This is a genomic window from Candidatus Woesearchaeota archaeon, assembly GCA_016214075.1.
GTDB lineage: Archaea > Nanobdellota > Nanobdellia > Woesearchaeales > DSVV01 > JACRPI01.
Window position 1 is genome coordinate 1 of record JACRPI010000004.1, and the last position, 5,151, is coordinate 5,151.

Here is a 5,151-nt window from a genome sequence, read left to right on the forward strand (position 1 = left end):
GAAAGATAGAACCAGACAGCACCCCGTAGAGCAGCTTGATCCCAACCGCCATAAATAAGCAATAAAGTTGAGAGCTGATCAACAGCATCTTCTTCTTTCCCAGTTATAGGTAGTTCCAAAACATCAACAAGAGCATGTCCTGGGACAAGGAAAATATACGCATCTATTCCTATTGCTTCCAGTGCGGAGGCAAATAGAACTGTGCCGTCCATGCAGTTTGCGGATTTATATATTAATGATTCTGATGGAAGATATACTGTCTGGTATACTGCGGTTTCCGCATCACCATACGCGATAGGAGTGTTGACATATGTAATATCATACCTGTACTTGAGTGCACTATATATTGCTTTAATCTCTGCTTGCATTGTTAATCTCCAATCATTACTGGTTTCACACCAATTGCAGAGATTACTTAATGTATTTCCTGGCGCATACTCTGCTGCTTCACGCAACAGCTCTTTTACTTCTGGAGCATGCGGTGTTACAAAACCTGCAATAAGCATATCTCCATGTGTAAGGTTATTATTCCAGATCATAACGTTTTTCGGATAAAGGGCAACAGGTAATGCATTTTCTATAACTATTTTCCCATCTGAGTAAACAGTGTATTGTATTGCTGTTGTTTTTTTCTCTGATACTTCCGCAGATGAAAGTGTTGAAAATGAAAGTTCAACCTCTTCACTTTCTCCTGCATCAATAGTCACTGATTTTCGTGCTTCAGTCGTATATCCTTGAATTTCTGCAACTAAAATTAGATTTACCGGTGTATCTCTTTTATTCTCAATAGTAAAAGTTATAGGTGGATCTCCAAAAGAACTCATCTGGTCTAAAAATCCATACATTATTTCGCTTTCATAAAGAGGAGTTATTTCCACATTGTAAAGAGGCGTGGAGAGTGATTTTACTTTTGCATTTGTTTCTATTATTTCAAGGTTGATAATCGAAAGAGCACTTTCTGTCCATGAACTAAGTGAATCTGGATGAAGGGAAGTACTCCATTTATTATATCCTCCCGAAGGATTTTCTGGATAAGCAGAAATGTACATTCTTGTTGAGAAGTTATATATTAAAAGTTCATCTTCATGTTCCTTAATGAATGTCTCTAATTCATTCTCATTCATCAAGATTGCATTCAGAAGTCGAAGCTTCTCTACATAGAGAGCAGCGAGTACTTCCTGATTTGCTGCAGATTCATCATAGCTGCTTATTGATGAGTCGATCAAAGAAACATTATACTCTTGTTCGTCAATGTTATTCAGATATGAAAAAAGAGTATACTCAAGTTCTGTTGTTTTTTTAATTTCTTTGAATGCATTTTCTTTTTCTGCTATAAACACTTCTTCATCAGCACTATTAACGCTTGCGTTATTCAATACGTCTGCGTAAATAGAAATAAACACCTTCAACTCTTTCAGTTCTTCTTCCTCTTTTGTTGCGGTTTCATTAAACTGTAAATATATTTCTAGAGAAGTTGTAAACGCTGTTGCAGTTGCATATTCTGCACTGAGTTTTACGCTCTCTGCGTGCAATGTTTCAATTGTTTCTTTTCTTTCTGCAAGATCGTTAAGCAATGTCTGTTCTTCAAAATAATCTTGAAGGTATAAGAAATATAAAGGGATTCCAAGCACAACAAGTGTTAAAGCAATCAAAAAAGGCCACTTTACTGAAAACTTTTGTAGTTTCTTTATCATCCTTATTGAGAAGTAATTGTTCTTTATAAAATTGTCTTCTCTTCTTTGAGAAAAAGACGTCCCTGCCGAACGAAGAATCTGAATTGAAGCGTATCGATCATTTCTTAATTTCTTGAGTGGATACAAATACTGGAAAAACTGAAAGAGGCATGTAAGTATCGTTTATAAATAAACTGAGTTACTTACATGGTCAATTTATCTATCAAATTAACAAGAATGGTTTCATCAATGCCTAAAAATTTCACAACCTGCGCATAATCTGCTTTATCTAATGCTCGAAGATTCTCTTTTACTTTATTCTCAGAAACAAAAGAGTGTACTTCTTCTTTCAAATGCTCAACTGCAATACCACTATACAAACAAAGCGCTGTCAAATCGCAGAAATCCTTGATTCGTTTGTGCTCTTTATCTCTTTCCTTAATCGAGCAAATCTTCATTGCTATCAACAAAGAAGGACTTGGCATCATGACATGCTTGCCAAACTCTTTCACATCGTTCTTTTTTCCTTTTTCAAAAACATGTAGTAATAATGGTTCATCAACAGGCATAAAACCAAGCTTTGTTTTCATGGAAGCATCTGTCTTTGCAATAATCAAGTCAACATACATAGGAAAGATATCGTGCAATGGCACTTTTCTCGCTTCTTCTTTATCCAACTCTCGCATTGTTTCTGTATGTAATTCTTTGAAGTAGCGAAAAGACAATCTCTTAAAACCAAGCTGCTCTAATTTCTCCATTGTTTTTTTCATTGTCTTTACATCATGAAAACCAAGATCAATGTCACGAGAGCCAAGATAAGATCTTCCTCTGTCTTTTTCAAAACGAGAATTGACTGTAAAGTAAACAGCCCAACCTCCGAGCAAACAAAGAGGTTCATCAAGATACCTAATCACTTGTTGCAAATAATGATATGATATTTCAGTTTCTTTGTTCAGATACATATTTTTTCACCAAATATTCATACGCTTCTATACAGACTCCCCCTTCTCGCTTCAGGTCAATGAGTAATAATGGAGTTGTCACCACACGTAATCCTTTGATAGTTTGTGTAAACTTAAAAATATAATTGTCATGTGCAACAATAAGGCGGATATTTCCTCTTCCAATCAATCCTTTCTTGAATAAGTCATCTTTCCATGCTTGTATGTCTTCTTCTTTGACATACGCATCAAATCGTGTGAGGAAAAGATGATGGGAAATACTATTTTCAGCTGCATATGTTGTTAAAGCATGTGTTTTCTTTTGAGAGAGGAAATACTCCTGTGGTTGTTGGATGAAAAAATCAAAATGTTTTTGCTGTTTTTCCATAGCAAGGTAATAATCAATGAGTTTATCCATATGGAGCACTTTTGTTCCCTTCGCTAGCTTCTTCTCCTCTAATTTTCGTAAAAGTCCAATAACCCAGGAAATGTTGGTTTCTGTTTCTTTTGCCAAACGGTATTTGGTGAGAGATCCATCAAGATGATGAAGTAACTCCAAGATGATTCGTCTTGCTTTTGCATTGTTTCTTGCCATACCCTATTGGTAAGCAAGGTTATTTATATACTTTACTAATATATTGGTAATCTCTCTTCTTTATAAGTAATACCAATATGTTTATCTCCTTCTTTACTTCGAAGTTCTTCCATGCTGTAACATCAATTACTTAATTTCTAACTAATTGATGTTACAAATAAATATTCTTGTTTTTGGACGTTCTAATTAAAGTAAAGCGTCCCTGCCGTGATTTGAACACGGGACCTGCTGCTTACTTCTCAGATAAATAGGAGGCAGCTGCGCTATCCAACTGCGCCACAGGGACAGATACAAAGAGTTTCTTTGTTCTGTTTAATAAAGTTTACAATCAAGAAAGAAAAACTTATTCATCAAGGAGCATCATATCAATATTCACAAACTGCGGATAATTATTTTCTTTGTTTATCTTTCGCGCGCGTTTAAACTCTTCTTCATGAGGCTGGCGTTGAAGACCGTCAATAAATCCACACTTATTACATTGTCCATGTTCAGGAACTTGATTTGGACAGAAATTGCACTTCTTCATTGTCATGAGAGGATGATTCTTCGGATGATATTTAAAGCTTGTGAAAAGAGAGGTAGAAGAATTTATAAGCAAAAACATCTCAAAGATCATCATGGTCTTAAACATTAAAACAAAAATTATTTTGGTCTCTCTTATCCTTCTTATTTCCTTCAGCTTTATTGTCACTTCCTACGTCGCATACTTACAGAATGAAGATAAAGTTCCTGCAGGAAGCACGCTCTACGATGTGCTCTTTTACAAAGACTTCCTCATTGTGTATGGCATTACGCTTCTCATCTCCATTGTCATCATTGTCGCATTTTCTTATACCATTCTTGAACCCGTTGACAAACTCATTATCGGAACACAACTCGTTGGTCAGGGAAAACTTGATTATCAAATCAAAAAATACAGCAACGATGAGATCGGCAGACTTGTCGAAGCATTCAACGAAATGATCAGAAAACTTCGCACTTCGATTGAAAAAGAAACAAAATCCACTGAAAAAGCAATCCTTGAAAAAACAAAAGCTGAGCTGATCATTGATAGTATGGCGGATGGTGTTATTGTTACAAACAAAGATCATGAAGTCGTGCTCTTCAACCGCGCTGCTGAAAAAATCTTTGAAGTCGAAGCGTCAAAGATTATTGGCAAAAATATTCTGCACATGACGAAAAGCGGCATCGCGACAATTTTCTACGATCTTTTTGAGGATGAAGGTTTGTTCCTCAGCAAAAAGAATCGCATTATTGTTAAAGAATTTGAATCCAAAGAACCACGAAAAACATTGAAAGCAACTGTTGGACCCCTTCGCCAGGAAAGTTTTCACAAAGATGGTGGCAGCGTGATTGTCATCGAAGACATTACCAAAATGCGCGAAGTCGAAAACATGAAAACTGAATTCGTCAGTATTGTCAGCCATGAATTGCGAACTCCATTGACGAGCATGCGTGGGTACGCGGAATTGCTTCAACAGGGAAAGCTTGGCGCTCTTGCAGAGCAGCAGCAAAAAGCAGCGGACATTATTGTTGGTGAAACAAAACGGCTTACGTTGCTTGTCAACGATATTCTTGATCTTTCTAAACTTGAAGCAGGCAAAGCAAACTTGAATCTTGAAGATACCAATATTGAGGAGTGCATTATGCACTCCCCTGCGTTGCACATGATTAAAGAAAAAGGAATTGAATTAAGGAAAATTGTTCCTGAAAAACTTGCTTCTGTTGTCGCCGATAAAAATAAAATTACACAAGTGCTTACGAATTTATTGAGTAATGCCGCGAAATTTACTCCTAAAGCAGGAAAGATTACTGTTCGCGTGACTGATCGCAAAGATTCTATTCTTATTTCAGTCAGTGATACAGGTATAGGCATTGCGAAGAAGCATATACCTCACCTCTTCGATAAGTTCTACCAAGTGGAGTCCCATCTTCGTAGGCA

Annotated in this window: 4 protein-coding genes, 1 tRNA gene and 1 pseudogene (1 of these 6 only partly in view); 1 reads left to right on the forward strand and 5 read right to left on the reverse strand. The window is 36.5% G+C overall.

The window, feature by feature from the left end:
- From HZC31_00760 to HZC31_00780, 5 genes are all read right to left on the reverse strand, one after another.
- Window positions 1–539, reverse strand: a 539-nt coding sequence (locus HZC31_00760; GenBank protein ID MBI5001896.1) for a hypothetical protein, incomplete at its 3' end; no start/stop codon positions are given.
- A gap of 1,337 nt (window positions 540–1,876) precedes the next feature.
- Window positions 1,877–2,635: a nucleotidyl transferase AbiEii/AbiGii toxin family protein gene (locus HZC31_00765; protein MBI5001897.1), complete on the reverse strand. Its 759-nt coding sequence runs from the start codon at window positions 2,633–2,635 to the stop codon at window positions 1,877–1,879.
- Window positions 2,613–3,209: a hypothetical protein gene (locus tag HZC31_00770; GenBank protein MBI5001898.1), complete on the reverse strand. Its 597-nt coding sequence runs from the start codon at window positions 3,207–3,209 to the stop codon at window positions 2,613–2,615. The genes HZC31_00765 and HZC31_00770 overlap by 23 nt, the downstream gene beginning before the upstream one ends.
- A 197-nt stretch (window positions 3,210–3,406) precedes the next feature.
- Window positions 3,407–3,495: transfer RNA gene (locus HZC31_00775), tRNA-Arg, on the reverse strand.
- A gap of 57 nt (window positions 3,496–3,552) precedes the next feature.
- Complete coding sequence (locus HZC31_00780; GenBank protein ID MBI5001899.1) at window positions 3,553–3,741, reverse strand: hypothetical protein; 189 nt, start codon at window positions 3,739–3,741, stop codon at window positions 3,553–3,555.
- 85 nt (window positions 3,742–3,826) lie between these two features.
- Between HZC31_00780 and HZC31_00785 the strand changes: the two are divergent.
- A pseudogene (locus tag HZC31_00785) lies at window positions 3,827–5,151 on the forward strand (HAMP domain-containing protein) (it continues 205 nt past the right edge of the window).

Coding starts and splice junctions, on each gene's coding strand:
- HZC31_00765 (MBI5001897.1), bottom strand. CDS start 2,635: ATGTATCTGAACAAAGAAACTGAAATATCATATCATTATTTGCAACAA.
- HZC31_00770 (MBI5001898.1), bottom strand. CDS start 3,209: ATGGCAAGAAACAATGCAAAAGCAAGACGAATCATCTTGGAGTTACTT.
- HZC31_00780 (MBI5001899.1), bottom strand. CDS start 3,741: ATGACAATGAAGAAGTGCAATTTCTGTCCAAATCAAGTTCCTGAACAT.